Raw genomic sequence first — 14,720 nt, forward strand, 5'->3', positions numbered from 1 at the left:
ATGGATAAAGTATTTTCCGCCATCCAGTATATTCTGGGACTTGGTCCGACGGTCATGTTGCCGATAATTATATTTATCATGGCAATGTGTCTTCAGACAGGTTTTAGCAGGGCAATACGCTCGGCGCTGACCATCGGTATGGGTTTCATCGGTATCTTTCTGGTCTTTGGCTTACTGGTCGACAGTCTGGGGCCAGCAGCCAAGGAAATGGTCAACCACACTGGAATCGATTTGCCGGTTGTAGACCTGGGCTGGACTCCGCTGGCAGCCATTGCATGGGCTTCTCAGATTGCGCCATTTGTTGTGCCGATGACTATCGGTATTAACGTGTTAATGCTAACCCTGAACTGGACTAAGACGGTTGATATTGATGTCTGGAACTTCTGGCATTTCTCGATGGTCGGCGCGATGGTTTACGGGGTAACCGGTAATTTCTTCTTTGGTTTGCTGATTGCAGGTGTCACCGCAGCGATCACGTTTGTGATGGCAGACTGGTGTGCCCCGATGATTCAGAAGTACTTCAATCTACCTGGTATTTCGCTGCCAACGCTATCGTCGGTTATTTTCTTCCCGATCGGTGTGTTGGGAAATATGGTGCTTGATAAAGTTCCCGGCATTAACAAACTGAATGCCGATCCAGATCAGATTCAGAAGCGTTTTGGTGTCTTTGGCGAGCCGATGATGTTAGGGGTCATTCTGGGGGCGGGGATTGGTCTGCTGGCAGAATATGATCTCAAAGACGTTCTTAACCTGGCGATGAGCCTTGGTGCGGTGATGCTGATTATGCCTCGCATGGTTAAGTTGCTGATGGAAGGTTTACTTCCATTGTCAGACGCGGTGCGTAGTTTCCTTAAAAAACGTTATCCTGACCGCCACGACTTATACATTGGACTGGACATCGCGGTTGCGGTGGGGCATCCGTCAGTATTGTCCACTGCACTCTTGCTGATCCCGGTTGCTGTATTGCTCTCGGTAGTTCTGCCGGGTAACCGCTTGCTGCCACTGGGTGACCTGGCGAATATCTGGGTACCGATTTCCATGGTAGTGCTGGCTTGTCGCGGCAATATTGTCAGAGCGTTCATCATTGGCATTCCATGTCTGGCAGTGAATCTGTATGTGGCTTCAGCTGCAGCGCCGATTCTGACGAAAATTGCCAAAGATATGAATTTCCCAGTGAAAACTGGCGGTGAAATTTCCAGCCTGCTGGATGGCGGTAATCCGTATCGTTTCTGGGCAGTCAAAATCTTTGAAGGAAATAGTATTGCCCTGGTGCTTATTCCTGTCATCTTCCTGCTGTGTTTGTGGCTATATCGTGTGACTAAAAAACAGCTGAAAGCAGAAGAGGCAGCAGAAAATGAAGTCACTTCGGCAGATATTCCAGTAGCAAAATAATCCTGTCTATTCAGAAGTAGAGAGATCTGCTTCTGAATTAAACAAACGTAGTCCCTTGCAAAAAGGGGAGAGTGATGTATACGATCGGAATCGATATTGGTACGACCAATTGTAAGGTGTGTTTGTTTACAATTCCTTCTCTGGAGTTAATTAATCAGTATAGTTTTGGTACGCCCAAAGTTGAGGACGGAGAAAATACTGATTTTGATGTTCACCTCATCTGGGACGGGGTACTTCATGGTCTCAAAACGATAACGAATAATCTGGATAATGCTGAGCAAATCAGCGCAGTGGCGGTTGCCAGCGTGGGAGAATCTGGTGTCCTGCTTGATAATGATGATAATGTCGTTGGCCCAGCTCTAACCTGGTATGACACTCGCCCCAAACAGCAGTTGGAAAATATTATTTCCGCAATGGATATTGAACATATCTATGAAATAACCGGTATTCCTGCTCATTCTAATTACAGCGTCAATAAAATTAAGTGGTTGCAGGATAATAACAGTAATGCCCGTGAAGGTTGTAAATGGTTATGCCTTGCGGAATTCATTGCCTTCAAATTATCCGGCGTGAAACGCTCAGAATATTCTCTGGCATCACGGACGATGGCATTAAACATCGCTGAGATGGACTGGGATGAACAGCTCATACATGCGGCTGAGCTTTCTCCATCTTTGTTCAGTCCGCTGGTTCAGGCCGGTGTTGCGATTGGTACCGTTACGTCTGATGTTTCTGAACGGACCGGATTGACAATGGATACCCGTGTCGCCATTGCAGGGCATGATCATATGTGCGGTTCCGTGGCTGTCGGTCTGACCCGTGAAGATCAGATCCTGAATTCCACAGGAACGACCGAAGGATTACTGGTAGTGACCGAAGCGGTCAATAACACCGGGCGTTTTTTCCGAGCCAGAGTGTCAAATGGTGTGCATGTGCTTCCGGGGCTTCATTCCCTTTATGCCTCACTGCCTTCTGCCGGGTATGCCATCGAATGGTTCAGAAACCTCTTTGAACTCGATATGCCTGCATTTCTGAGAATGGTGGATACCCTGCGTAACGAGCGAGATATGGCAGTGGCCAGTGAGCTTGACGGCATCTTCATTCCCCATCTGCGGGGTAGTGGCCCTCCGGACAGAAATACCTGGTCCCGTGCACTAATTTACGGTCTTGATGATAAGTCACGACCGGAGGATGTTCTGCGCTTTGTGTTCCAGGGATTGTGTTTCGAACTTCGCAATCTGCTGGATTTATACGAAACGCTGACAGGGAATAATTATCCGGTTGTGAATGTGATTGGCGCTGCCTGTAAAAACCCATACTGGTTACAGCTTAAGGCCAATATTCTTAACCGGGAAATCGTGGCATGTAATGTCAATGAGGCTGTGAGCAAAGGGGCCGCCATGCTGGCTGCGAAAGCTGTCGGTGTGGAAGTGGAGTGTCTGTCCGTAACAAGTGAAGAACAGACCCGACGCTACCTGCCGGAGAGTGATGCCGTGACTCACTATCAGGCAATTTACACTCAGGTCTACAAACCGCTTTATGAATCCAAGATGCGTACTGAGCGTCTCTGCAATGGAGTTAACTAATGAAAGCCAGCGTTTACTACAGTAAAAATGATATTCGATATGAAGATGTTGAGGAGCCAGAAATTGGCGACGGTGACATGCTCATCAAAATGCATTCCTGTGGCCTGTGCGGTACTGACATTCATAAAGCGCAGAACCAGACGGTGACCGGCCCGATAATCCTCGGCCATGAAGTGTCGGGGGAAGTGGTGAAAGTTGGCAAGGATGTTACCCGCTACCGGGTTGGTGAGCGTGTGGTAACCGCCATTCATGTTCCCTGCTTTAACTGCCATTACTGCGACCGGGGGTTCTTCACCCTGTGCGATCAGTTCAAGAAAACAAATCTTGAACCCGGCGGGTTCAGCGAGTTTATTCGTATCCCTCGCCAGCATGTTGAACATCTGACGCACCGAATTATTGACAGTCTTGATTGGGACCGAGCGGCAATGATTGAGCCTGTCGCCTGCTGTTTACATGGACTGAAATCATCCAATATTCACCCAAAAGATACGGTACTGGTTCTGGGTTCCGGAACTATTGGTCTGGTTAGTGCACAGTTGGCGGCGCTAAAAGGTGCTTCAACGGTGATTGTTTCCGACCTTTCCCGGTTCAAGCGTGAACTGGCGCTGAAGGTAGGGGTAACCCACGCAATCGACCCGGCAAACGAAGATGTTGAAACCCGCGTGGCAGAAATCACGCAGGGGAAAGGGCCTGATGTGGTGATCATTGCCGCAGGGGTCTCGTCCCTGGTTTCTCAAGCCGTCAATGTTGTACGTCGTGGGGGGAGAATTATTGTGTTCTCGCCATTTGATAAAAACCCGGTGGTGGAAATTGATGCAGGCAGACTGTTCCGGGATGAAATTTCAATCGTTGGCACCTACTCATTGACCCCTTATGACATGAAGGAAGCGATTGAGATTGTGGAAAAAGACAAAATCAATACGAAGGACATGATCACTCATACTTGGCCGCTGTCTCGGATGGCTGAAGCGATTGATTTTGCTTCCAATCCAGATAATGACGTACTGAAAGTTATCATTAAATCTGACGTATAAAGGTTGTGCCCCCATTATCTGTGCGGGGGCCGTCTGCAGCATGGGGAGCGGTGCCGTACGAGCATCAGTATGTGGGGCTGAAACTGTGAAGTTGGTCATATAGTTTAATTTTTGAAAACGCTGTATTATCAAGAGTTGTTCATACTTGTATACAGATGATCTACACAGGAGAAGCATCACATGAGTACCATACTGCAAGACTCTGAAATTCCTTTATATATGCAAGTTTCTGAGTGGGTTCGCGGAAAAATTTATAAAGGTGAACTGAGTAAAGGAGACAGGATTCCCTCTGAAAATCAGATCATGGAAATCCTACAGGTCAGTCGTGGCACGGTAAAGAAAGGTGTCACCATGCTGGTAAATGAGGGTTTGCTGGTTCAGGTTCAGGGAAAGGGGACCTTTGTGAAAAAAGAGAATATCTCTTACTCACTGGGGGAAGGGTTGCTTTCTTTCGCAGAGTCGCTTGAAAGTCAGCACTTATCTTTTACAACCGAGGTGATTGACTCCTATATCGAGAAGGCCTCAAAAGGAGTGGCGGAAAAGTTGCAGATCGATCCCGGCACCCCCATTTTTTTCCTTAAACGGATCCGTAGTGTGGATGGGGAAAGGGTCATGTTAATTGAAAACAGAATCAATATGGCGCTGTGTCCGGGAATAACCGAGGTTGATTTTAATAAGCATAACCTGTTTCAGACCGTCGAAACCATGACGGGAAGAACAATTGAATACTCTGAAAGTCGCTATGCCGCGAAAATTGTGGGTAGTGAACGGGGACACTATCTGGAAGTAAATGAAGAAGCACCGGTGCTTCATCTGGAACAACTGGTTTTCCTCGATAATCATATGCCATTTGATTTTGGCAACGTATGGCTGAAATCAGATAAATATTATTTGGGTACAGTACTTCAACGAAGAAAGAGGTAAATATCATGCCATTAGTAAACGGTAATATCTTGCTCGATCGTATCCGTGAAAAACGTGTTCTGGCTGGTGCCTTCAACACCACCAACCTGGAAACCACTATTTCGATTCTGGACGCGATTGAGCGTTCAGGATTGCCTAACTTTATTCAGATAGCGCCGACAAACGCAAAACTGTCGGGTTATGACTATATCTATGAAATCGTGCGTAAACGTGCTGCGACCATGGATGTGCCGGTCAGTCTCCATCTTGATCATGGTAAAGAGCTGGATGATGTTAAGCGAGCTGTTCGTGCAGGCTTCACCTCAGTGATGATTGACGGTGCAGAGTTGCCGTATGAAGAAAATATTGCGTTTACTAAAGAAGCTGTAGATTTCTGTAAATCGTTTGGCGTACCTGTAGAAGCGGAACTTGGCGCGATTCTGGGTAAAGAAGATGACCACGTCAGTGAGGCTGACTGTAAGACGGATGTCAATCAGGTGCGTCGTTTTGTGGAAGATACTGGATGTAGCATGCTGGCAGTTTCCGTCGGCAACGTTCACGGCCTTGAAGATATTCCGCGCATTGATATCCCTTTATTACAAGAGATCGCTAAAGTATGTCCGTGCCCGCTGGTTATTCATGGCGGGTCCGGGATCGATGAAGCTATCATCCGCCGTTTTGTGAGCTATAACGTCGTGAAACTTAATATTGCCAGCGACCTGCGTAAGGCATTTATTACTACCGTCGGCCAGGCATGGACTAAAAATAACAATGAAGCAAACCTGGCAAAAGTAATGTCGGGAGCGAAAGATGCGGTGGAAGCTGACGTCTATAGTAAAATTCTGATGATGAACAAGGCCTCCTGATATATCTTTTACTTTTATTCAGCATTGAGAGTTGGATATAAAAATGATTCGAGAAAATATTCGTGTTGTAAATAGCACAGGCCTGCACGCACGTCCTGCAGCCACGTTTATTAAAACGCTAAAAAAATATGAGTCTTCTGTTACGCTTATCAATAATGGCAAAGAGACTGCTATTAAAGGCCTGATGAGTGTATTGGGAGCCGGAGTTAAAGGAAAATCCAGTATAGAGATAATCTGCGAAGGACCTGACGAACAGGTTCTGATGGATGAAATTAAAGGGTTATTTGCCAGCGGCTTTGGCGAGAAAGAAGAATAATCCATTTTATTTCCGGTAAGTTATATATCCTGGACTGGTCTTTATTTATCCCTGAGAGGGAGGTAATCCTGTGGCTCAAAAATGGTTACAACGAATCTTACTTGTCAATGATGACGGTATTGACGCGCCGGGAATTAAATTGCTTGAGGATGTGGCACAACAGCTTGCCGATGAAGTCTGGGTTGTGGCGCCTGCAACTGATAAAAGCGGCGTGGCTAACTCTGTTAGCCTCAGAGAACCGGTTCGAGTGGAACAACGGGGGGAGCGCCGATATGCCGTGCATGGTACTCCGGCTGATTGTGTCACGATGGCAATCCAGCATTTGATGAAGGAGCAACTTCCGCAACTGATACTGTCAGGCATTAACAATGGTTCCAATATCGGTTTTGAAACCGTTCTTTCTGGAACTGTCGGAGCGGCCATCACAGGCCTCTTGCTTGGCGTTCCGTCAGTCGCCCTGAGTCAGGACAAGCGACCTGAAGATGCGGTGAACTGGCGTACCGCAGAAACATTTTGCCTGCCCGTCCTGAACACGTTAATCAGTCGAGGATTACCAACTGATTGCTGCCTTAGCATTAATTTTCCTGACTTGCCTGAGGACAAGATGAAGGGAATTAAAGCCACGCGTCAGGGGATTGGCAAAGTGAAAGGATTACAGGTTATTCCCACAACAGATCCACACGGAGAAGATTATTACTGGATCCGCGTGGAGCATGGAGTCGCCGGGTTTCCTGAGCATAGTGAAGCAGGAGCGATTTCAGAAGGATATATCTCTGTCACGCCTTTAATGTTTGAGAGAACGGCCATGGAAAGCTGGCATCAGCTTTCCATGGATCTGAGTTCTTCGCACTAATCCCTGACATGGCGTGTGTGTTTTTTGTCGCCCTTGTGAGGGTGACATTTTTTCACATTCGAGTTTTCAACCCTGATGCCGAAGAGTGAGGTCACGATGAAGGCACTGGATTTGTATGGTGTACAGGACGTCTGCTTTGAAGATGTGCGGAAACCTGAAATTGAAAATGCAAATGATGTTCTGATTAAAGTACATACAGCGGGTAGTGGGATCAGACGTTCGCCGGTGATGCGGCGCTGACATCCGCGATGCTGGACCGGATCTTACACCACTCACACGTTGTTCAAATAAAAGGAGAGAGCTATCGACTGAAACAGAAACGAAAGGCCGGGGTTATCGCTGAAGCTAATCCTGAGTAAAACGGTGGATCAATATTAGATCGTCGGTGGAGATGTAAGTGGATCACTTTTTACCCGTCGTTGACAGTTGTGCATGGCATGCGGTAAGTTGATATCAAGCCTGGTAGCAGTGTAGCTATTGTCGGGTGAGGTACTATCGGCTTGCTTGCCGTTCAATGGGCAAAAATCTGCGGTGCGGGGGACGTATTTGCTTTTGATACCGACGAAGATAAACTCGCGGTCGCGACGAAAACAGGGGTAACGGCAACCTTCTGTGTCAAATATGAAAACTATTTATCCCGTTTCCTTGAAATCACCTGTGACAAAGGTGTCGATGTCGTTTTTGAATCATCCGGTAATGCTGCAGGGATCGGCTCATCCCTGCTTCTGGCGGCGAAAGGCGGTGTGGTGGTTCTAATGGGTATGATCAGGATTGATAATGTAGACGGTGAATGCTGTATTGCACCCTGCCGGATACGTTGACGACATCGTACTTCTACAATCCATGTATTATCAATGAGATACAGGGGATATTCCTTCTTCTCGGCACATCGATCTGTCTCAACGATCAATTGCTATAATAAATAAAGTTTACGCCTATCAAACAATAACTATTGAACTATTTTATCTATGTATAAAATAGTTCAATAAGGCAAAATTGATCGAAAAAATCTATTTTACCCGTCTTCTTACTCTGCCGTACCTTTATCATTGCCCTACATTATCCGGGTATGCTGGCTCAACGATAATGGGCTGTATTTTCTAACAAATTTATCTGTTGGTATAAATGTTGGTATAAATTTTATCGAATACAAATTTATCCATATAAAACATTCATATAATTTGTGTGTTTGAATCCTGTAGCTATTTATTTATAGATCTCTGCTACGCCGTGCAACAGGTTATTTCCCGTTGCGGACAGAATTTTGAATGATGACGCGCCTTTTTCATCAGCTTTGTGAGAAAGTTTATTAGATAAATCATCAAGTGTATAGGCATTACCAGCGGACACGACCCCGATCTTCTCTTTCCCATCGGCATGATTAATTTCCTGCGCTGCATATGCGACATTCACTGAAATTAATCCCATAAAAAATGTAGTAATGATTAGTGATTTCATAATGCGTACCTCTTTCAGGTGAATGTTTTAACCAGATATTTCGCCAGAAAATATGTTCTCTGGCTTTAGCGATAAATATACCGGTCTAAGCTGTCGCAGGCGTGACCGTTATATGACAAAATTGTCAGGATTGAACGTATTTTGAAAACCGAGTGGGCTTATTAATAATGTCTTCCAGGGATAGATAAACAAAAAGAACGCCCATCTCCCAACTTTCCGGCTCCACTCTCCCTCCCGCCTGACAGGCTATGCCCCTTGCAGTCCAACCAGTTGTACAGCCGATAAAAAAATCCGTGCGCTATATCCCATTTACCCATAAATAAAAGGCTCAAAGCTCGGGCGTGGTGGGGACTTTGATGTTGTTCACACTTTGGGTGCGGCTCAGCGACAACACTGATTCCATTACACCGGATTGGAGTCCAGTATGTTGGAATCAACTAAAGTCCCGGCGCTGACCCGGGCCATTGAGATACTCGATCTGATTGGTCGTATTGGCCCCTGTAGCGCGGCGACGATCATCGACGAGCTGGCAATCCCGAAAAGCACCGCCTATCTGTTGCTGGGCGAGCTGAAGCGCCAGCGCTTTCTCAGTACCGATCACCGTGATAACTACTGCCTGTGGACCCGGCTGGTGGAACTTTCGGGCCTTGCCCTGGCCCGCATGGATCTGCGCGAACTGGCTCGTCCGCGGTTGACGCAATTAATGGACGACTGCGGCCTGCTTTGCCACCTTGGCATCATCGACCACGCAAACGCCTACTACATCCTCAAGATAGAGTCTTCCGCCACCATCAGCGTGCGCTCCCATGAAGGGAAAACCCTGTCGCTCTATCGTTCCGGCATTGGCAAATGTCTGCTGGCCTGGCAGACGGAAGATGTGCAAAACGCCATTATCGGCGGCCTTGACTGGCAACAGGCGACCCCTACCACCATCGCTCATCCCGGGCGCTTGCGTGAAGAGCTGGCTCGTATTCGCGCCAGGGGCTGGAGTTTCGATAACGGCGAAGATTACCCCGACGTGCGCTGCGTGGCGGCGCCGGTATTTAACGCCAGTAATCAACTGGTGGCGGCGATATCGGTGGTCGGCACTCGTCTGCAAATCAATGACGATAATCGCGACTACCTGGCCGGGAAGGCCATTGCCTGCGCCAAAGATATTTCACGTCTGCTGGGGTGGAAAAGCCCCTTTGAACAACACGCATCCTGACATGGAGAACATCATGACCTTACCGAAAATTAAACACGTCCGGGCCTGGTTTCTTGGCGGCGCCACGGCGGAAAAAGGGGCCGGTGGCGGCGACTATCACGACCAGGGAGAAAAGCACTGGATCGACGACCATATCGCCACGCCGATGAGCAAATACTCAGAGTATGAACAGTCGCGTCAGTCCTTCGGAATCAACGTGCTGGGGACCCTGATTGTCGAAGTGGAGGCGGAAAATGGCCAGACCGGATTTGCGGTATCGACAGCCGGAGAAATGGGCTGCTTTATCGTCGAAAAACACCTTAACCGTTTTATTGAAGGTAAATGCGTCAGCGATATTAAATTGATTCACGATCAGATGCTCAACGCCACGCTGTTCTATTCCGGATCCGGCGGTCTGGTGATGAATACCATTTCCTGCGTCGATCTGGCGCTGTGGGATCTGTTCGGGAAGGTGGTTGATCTGCCGGTGTACCAACTGCTTGGCGGCGCGGTACGCGATGAAATCCAGTTTTACGCCACCGGCGCACGGCCGGATCTGGCCAAAGAGATGGGTTTTATCGGCGGGAAAATGCCGACCCACTTTGGTCCCCATGACGGCGATGCCGGGATCCGCCAGGATGCGGCGATGGTCGCGGAATACCGGGAAAAATGCGGCCCGGACTTCTGGCTGATGCTCGACTGCTGGATGAGCCAGGATGTGAACTACGCCACCAAACTGGCCCATGCCTGCGCGCCCTATAACCTGAAGTGGATTGAAGAATGCCTGCCGCCCCAGCAGTACGAAGGTTATCGGGAACTGAAGCGCAGCGTGCCGCCCGGCATGCTGGTCACCAGCGGTGAACATCACGGCACGCTGGCGTCTTTCCGAACGCTATCGGAAACCGGCATCGACATTATGCAGCCGGATGTCGGCTGGTGCGGCGGACTCACCACCCTGGTGGAGATCGCCGCCATTGCCAAATCCCGCGGCCAACTGGTGGTGCCCCATGGCTCTTCAGTCTACTCGCACCATGCGGTGATCACCTTCACCAATACGCCGTTCAGCGAGTTCCTGATGACCAGCCCGGACTGCTCAACGCTGCGCCCGCAGTTTGACCCTGTATTGCTGGATGAACCGGTTCCGGTGAATGGTCGTATGCATAAAAGCGTACTGGATAAGCCCGGTTTTGGCGTAGAGCTTAACCGCGACTGCAATCTGAAGCGCCCTTACAGCCACTAAAATTCGTAGCGCCGCGCACGCCGTGGCGCAGCCCTTCAGAGGATAATACTCATGAATACCGCCCTGATTGATAGCGTGGTAAAGAAAAACCGGGCACGGCTGATCCCCTTCATGCTGGTGCTCTACATCCTGGCATTTCTGGATCGTTCCAATATTGGCTTTGCCAAAGAGAGCTATCAGATTGATACCGGACTCAGTAACGAAGCCTATGCGCTCGGCGCCGGGATCTTCTTTGTGGTCTACGCCTTTCTGGGGGTGCCCGCGAATCTGTTGATGCGTAAGTTTGGCGCCCGTTACTGGATTGGCGGCACCACGCTGCTATGGGGATTTCTCTCTACCGCCATGGGCTGGGCCGATACCGAAGCCAAATTTCTGGTGATTCGAACGCTGCTTGGCGCGGCGGAAGCCGGCTTCTTCCCGGGCATGATCTACCTGACCTCTCAGTGGTTTCCCCAGCGCAACCGGGCCAGCATTATGGGGCTATTTTATATGGGCGCCCCGCTGGCGCTGACTCTGGGCTCGCCGCTTTCCGGCGCGTTGCTGGAAATGCACGGCTTTATGGGCCACGCGGGCTGGTTCTGGATGTTTTTTATTGAGGGGCTGCTGGCCGTAGCGGCGGGGCTGTTTACCTTCTTCTGGTTGGATGATTCGCCGCAGCAGGCGCGTTTCCTGAACGCGGCGGAAAAACAGGCGCTGATTCAGCAACTGGCCAGCGAAGAGCAGACCAAAACCACCTCCCGGCTGAGTGATGCGCTACGTAACGGGCGTGTCTGGCTGCTGGCGACGATTTATCTCTGCATTCAGGTAGCCGTTTACGGCCTGATCTTCTTCCTTCCGGGTCAGGTCGCCGCCCTGCTGGGCACCAAAGTAGGGTTTTACGCCTCGATAGTGACGGCGATCCCGTGGATCTTTGCGCTACTCGGCACCTGGCTGATTCCGCGCTATTCGGATCGTACCGGGGAGCGGCGCAATGTGGCTGCCGTAACGCTACTGGCGGCGGGGATCGGGATTGGCATCTCCGGTCTGGTTTCGCCACTGCTGGCGATTGTGGCGCTTTGCGTCGCCGCAGCGGGATTTATTGCCGTACAGCCGGTGTTCTGGACCATGCCGACGCAGCTACTTTCCGGTACCGCGCTGGCGGCGGGCATTGGCTTCGTCAATCTGTTTGGTGCGGTAGGGGGATTCATCGCTCCAATCCTGCGCGTTCAGGCGGAAACGCTGTTTGCCAGCGGCGCCGTCCTTGGGGCGCTGCTGATTCTGACGCTGCATGGCTCGGGCCGCGCGAAACAACCCAACCCGGTTTCCCACTAATTGATGACTGAAAGGATGACTATGAACCCGATTTTATCGAATCCCTTTAAGGCGGCGTTACAGCGGGGAGAGACGCAGATTGGCCTGTGGCTAAGCTCCACCACGGCCTATATGGCTGAAATTGCCGCAACCTCAGGCTATGACTGGTTGCTGATCGATGGCGAACATGCGCCGAATACCATTCAGGATCTGCATCACCAGTTGCAGGCCGTTGCGGCTTACCCCGGCCAGCCGGTGATCCGCCCGGTGGACGACAGACGCAGTCTGATCAAGCAGGTGATGGATATTGGCGCGCGGACGCTGCTGATTCCGATGGTGGAAAGCGCTGACCAGGCCCGGGAGATTGTTTCCGCCACCCGTTATCCACCGCTGGGGAGCCGCGGCGTCGGCGCCGGGGTAGCACGCGCTGCGCGCTGGGGCCGGGTTGAAAACTATATGGCTCAGGCGAACGACGAATTCTGCCTGCTGATTCAGGTGGAAACCAAAACCGCGCTGGATAACCTGGACGCTATTCTGGAAGTCGAAGGCATCGACGGGGTGTTTATCGGCCCGGCGGATCTCAGTGCGTCGCTGGGCTATCCGGATAATGCCGGCCACCCGGAGGTGCTGCGAATTATCGGGCAGAGTATTGGCCGTATTCGCGCCGCCGGGAAGGCGGCGGGTTTCCTGGCGGTTGACCCCGCCATGGCGAAAAAAGCGCTGGGGTGGGGGGCGAACTTTGTGGCGGTGGGGGTAGATACCATGCTCTATACCGAAGCTCTGGACAGGCGGCTGGCTCTGTTTAAATCGCTGCCCAAAGGCAGCGCCGCAGGAAGCAGTTACTGATTTCGCACGTTTGAGGCAGTGTCGTACAGGGGAGGCATCCTCCCCTTTTTTCACACTGGACGGAGGCTTCCACGGGCTGCGAAGGCATGCTCTGGTTTATATCACTTTATGCCCCTGAGTTAATACTTCCCCATACAGTGACCCCCCATATTAAAAACGGTTCGGTTTATGAAATTCAAAAGTGCAGAATATTATGAAGAGTATATAGCCTCCCAAAGCTCTTCAAATATTGGGGTGAATAATGTCGATTTTAAATAGCTGATGCCGTCAGAACCGCCGGTTCCTGTACGCTGGCCTATTATGCGTTCGACCAGTTTGACATGGCGATAACGCCATTTTTGCAATAAGGAATCCAGGTCTAATAGCTGATTGAGTAATATCGATTCGCAGGAAGGGGATTCCAGCATCGTTTTTATGACCTTTTTATTATCCTGGCCGGGTATTCCTGCCCCAATGAGTTGTTCGCAGACAACCTCGCGGAGAGACACGGGGCGAATAATGGCCGCCAGTTTTTTCTGTATCTCATTATCGCATTGGTATTGCTGAAGTTTTTTATTGTCGGGCTTGCCTAAAAGTGCCTCAATACCCGCAAACTGCCAGGACTGAAAACCACTGGCACTTCCCAGGTAATTGCGGAAGCGCTGAAACTCATGAGACTTTAATGTTTCAATAATCGATATCTGGTCGACGATTGTCTGCATGATTATGGTTATACGTTGCATAGTATTTATCGCAGCAGCTATTTCACCTGTGCTGATTGAATCAATAACATGGTGTATCTCAATGATTAATTGTTTAAACCATAATTCATAGGTTTGATGGGTGATGATGAACAGGTTCTCATTACGATGCTCGCTATGGGGGGATTTGGGTTGCTGTAGCGTTAGCAACTGATTGAGTTTTAGATAATCTGAGTAATCCATAATACATTCTTACTATAATGAGAATGGAAAGAGCAGCGGCCGACTGGGGAGGGCATCACCAGATAAATCCGGTAGCTGTATAGACAGAATATAATGGCCTGCAGAGATGTTCGATGGCACCTTAATTAATTCAGTCACCGAAGCAGATTTACGCCCTTCTATAGGGTGATGAGGATCCTGGATCCCCCAAAAACAACGGTGATTTTCCATGAGTCCGCCGTCATTGAGCCTGTCAATTGACGGTATATCCACAAGCAGATGTTGCACGCCAAGCTCAACGAGTCGTGATATTGCCTGATAGCTAAAATAGGGGGCGCCAATGCCATCAGGTAGCCAGTCGTGATTATCGGTCGCGATAACTAATGCCTGAAGATAGTCTGAGCCTAAAGGTGCCAGGGCATGTTCGATAGCATCTGCCGTGATTATCCAGTCAATATCATCTGCATAGGAGTTGTAGCAGTCTTTCATTTCGGAAAATCGCTGTAACGATACCCGGATCAGCGTTGCAGGGATAAAGAGAGGGATATCGAGATCTGCCATATGGTGTCTTTCAGGCAAAATATGGCCAATGCATTCAGTATGAGTACCGTGGCAGTGTGGAACCAGGCTAATACGTGAAGCATTTGATGCACCACCTCTTTTTACGCTGGCGATGCGGGTGTCATAGTGTAGTGGCTCTTCACTGGCGGATGTAATGCCATAAAGATTTACGCTGTTTTCTGCAAAATCAAGTCGGGTTGAGAGCCTGATGGAATCTTGATAATCAATAACGTGACGGCATCCCCGATAATCTATCTCAATACGCATCATAGAAAGATTCCCCGAAT

Annotated in this window: 16 protein-coding genes and 1 pseudogene; 14 read left to right on the forward strand and 3 right to left on the reverse strand. The window is 49.6% G+C overall.

Annotated features, from left to right (window positions below):
- From SCU88_RS06185 to SCU88_RS06230, 10 genes and pseudogenes are all read left to right on the forward strand, one after another.
- Entirely contained in the window at positions 1–1,392 is a 1,392-nt protein-coding gene (locus SCU88_RS06185; RefSeq protein ID WP_175339483.1) for a PTS galactitol transporter subunit IIC, read from the forward strand.
- A gap of 74 nt (positions 1,393–1,466) precedes the next feature.
- Positions 1,467–2,978, forward strand: coding sequence for an FGGY family carbohydrate kinase (locus SCU88_RS06190; protein ID WP_175339484.1), 1,512 nt, complete (start codon positions 1,467–1,469; stop codon positions 2,976–2,978).
- Positions 2,978–4,012: a zinc-binding dehydrogenase gene (locus SCU88_RS06195; RefSeq protein ID WP_175339485.1), complete on the forward strand. Its 1,035-nt coding sequence runs from the start codon at positions 2,978–2,980 to the stop codon at positions 4,010–4,012. The genes SCU88_RS06190 and SCU88_RS06195 overlap by 1 nt, the downstream gene beginning before the upstream one ends.
- Before the next feature lie 180 nt (positions 4,013–4,192).
- Positions 4,193–4,936, forward strand: a complete 744-nt coding sequence (locus SCU88_RS06200; protein WP_064372022.1) for a GntR family transcriptional regulator — start codon at positions 4,193–4,195, stop codon at positions 4,934–4,936.
- Between the two features lie 5 nt (positions 4,937–4,941).
- A complete protein-coding gene (locus SCU88_RS06205; RefSeq protein ID WP_175339486.1) occupies positions 4,942–5,781 on the forward strand; it encodes a class II aldolase in 840 nt (279 codons plus the stop codon).
- 43 nt (positions 5,782–5,824) lie between these two features.
- Positions 5,825–6,097 carry an HPr family phosphocarrier protein gene (locus SCU88_RS06210; RefSeq protein WP_175339487.1) on the forward strand — a complete coding sequence of 91 codons (273 nt, stop codon included), beginning with the start codon at positions 5,825–5,827 and terminating at the stop codon, positions 6,095–6,097.
- 70 nt (positions 6,098–6,167) lie between these two features.
- Positions 6,168–6,950, forward strand: coding sequence for a 5'/3'-nucleotidase SurE (gene surE / locus SCU88_RS06215; protein ID WP_175339488.1), 783 nt, complete (start codon positions 6,168–6,170; stop codon positions 6,948–6,950).
- A gap of 96 nt (positions 6,951–7,046) precedes the next feature.
- A complete protein-coding gene (locus SCU88_RS06220) occupies positions 7,047–7,190 on the forward strand; it encodes a hypothetical protein (RefSeq protein WP_175339489.1) in 144 nt (47 codons plus the stop codon).
- Positions 7,157–7,309, forward strand: a pseudogene (locus tag SCU88_RS06225) (ATP-binding protein); the annotation flags it as partial. The gene SCU88_RS06220 and the pseudogene SCU88_RS06225, both read left to right, overlap by 34 nt.
- Positions 7,310–7,450: 141 nt before the next feature.
- Positions 7,451–7,771, forward strand: a complete 321-nt coding sequence (locus tag SCU88_RS06230) for a zinc-binding dehydrogenase (RefSeq protein WP_175339490.1) — start codon at positions 7,451–7,453, stop codon at positions 7,769–7,771.
- Between the two features lie 385 nt (positions 7,772–8,156).
- On the opposite strand, the gene SCU88_RS06235 is transcribed toward SCU88_RS06230, so the two are convergent.
- Positions 8,157–8,408 carry a YdgH/BhsA/McbA-like domain containing protein gene (locus tag SCU88_RS06235; protein WP_175339491.1) on the reverse strand — a complete coding sequence of 84 codons (252 nt, stop codon included), beginning with the start codon at positions 8,406–8,408 and terminating at the stop codon, positions 8,157–8,159.
- Between the two features lie 424 nt (positions 8,409–8,832).
- Between SCU88_RS06235 and SCU88_RS06240 the strand changes: the two genes are divergently transcribed.
- From SCU88_RS06240 to yfaU, 4 genes are read left to right on the forward strand one after another with little or no spacing between them, the layout of a single operon-like run.
- Positions 8,833–9,615, forward strand: a complete 783-nt coding sequence (locus tag SCU88_RS06240; protein WP_138096141.1) for an IclR family transcriptional regulator — start codon at positions 8,833–8,835, stop codon at positions 9,613–9,615.
- Positions 9,616–9,628: 13 nt separating this feature from the next.
- Positions 9,629–10,834, forward strand: a complete 1,206-nt coding sequence (gene rhmD / locus SCU88_RS06245) for an L-rhamnonate dehydratase (RefSeq protein ID WP_175339492.1) — start codon at positions 9,629–9,631, stop codon at positions 10,832–10,834.
- A gap of 51 nt (positions 10,835–10,885) precedes the next feature.
- Positions 10,886–12,145 (forward strand): MFS transporter, encoded by a 1,260-nt coding sequence (locus SCU88_RS06250; RefSeq protein WP_175339493.1) that lies wholly within the window; start codon positions 10,886–10,888, stop codon positions 12,143–12,145.
- Between the two features lie 21 nt (positions 12,146–12,166).
- Positions 12,167–12,970, forward strand: a complete 804-nt coding sequence (gene yfaU, locus SCU88_RS06255; protein WP_175339494.1) for a 2-keto-3-deoxy-L-rhamnonate aldolase — start codon at positions 12,167–12,169, stop codon at positions 12,968–12,970.
- 191 nt (positions 12,971–13,161) lie between these two features.
- Here the strand turns inward: yfaU and SCU88_RS06260 are convergent, their stop codons facing one another.
- Positions 13,162–13,893, reverse strand: coding sequence for a tryptophan 2,3-dioxygenase family protein (locus SCU88_RS06260; protein ID WP_175339495.1), 732 nt, complete (start codon positions 13,891–13,893; stop codon positions 13,162–13,164).
- Positions 13,894–13,905: 12 nt separating this feature from the next.
- The gene (locus SCU88_RS06265; protein ID WP_175339496.1) at positions 13,906–14,703 is read right to left on the reverse strand and encodes a cyclase family protein; all 798 of its coding nucleotides are present in this window, start codon (positions 14,701–14,703) and stop codon (positions 13,906–13,908) included.
- Between the last annotated feature and the right edge of the window lie 17 nt (positions 14,704–14,720).

This window comes from Jejuibacter sp. L23 (assembly GCF_050815825.1).
Taxonomy (GTDB): Bacteria; Pseudomonadota; Gammaproteobacteria; order Enterobacterales; family Enterobacteriaceae; genus Jejubacter; species Jejubacter calystegiae.